Below are 309 nucleotides of genomic sequence, written 5' to 3'. Positions count from 1 at the left end.
GGAATAAAACTCGCCTCTGCTCAGGGGAAGTACAAAGGTCGGGTGCATAAACTAAAGCCTGACCAAGCTGAAGCTTTACGACAAGCATGGAGGGAAGGGAAGTATCCATCAAAAATGGCATTAGGAAAAGCTTTTGGGATTAGTCGTCAGGCGGTATACCGATATTTACAAGTTAGTGAATAGCTTATTGGGATTGGCAACTAAATTTAGTTTAACTTGGCTTTGTTGCACAAAGATTTCATAACTATATGATTTTAAAAGTTTTGATTATTTTTTGATCCAAAATTAAATTTATTTAAATCAGATGCT

At 35.9% G+C, this 309-nt stretch carries 1 protein-coding gene; it reads left to right on the top strand.

All coding sequences use genetic code 11. The features are described from left to right. Window positions 1-183: helix-turn-helix domain-containing protein (locus NI465_RS16615; RefSeq protein ID WP_253139518.1), on the top strand; the 183-nt coding region annotated here is incomplete at its 5' end. Between the last annotated feature and the right edge of the window lie 126 nt (window positions 184-309).

Origin of the sequence: Acinetobacter lwoffii (assembly GCF_024129855.1) — a bacterium.
Taxonomy (GTDB): domain Bacteria; phylum Pseudomonadota; class Gammaproteobacteria; order Pseudomonadales; family Moraxellaceae; genus Acinetobacter; species Acinetobacter lwoffii_L.
This window is presented reverse-complemented; position numbering and strand designations above follow the sequence as displayed.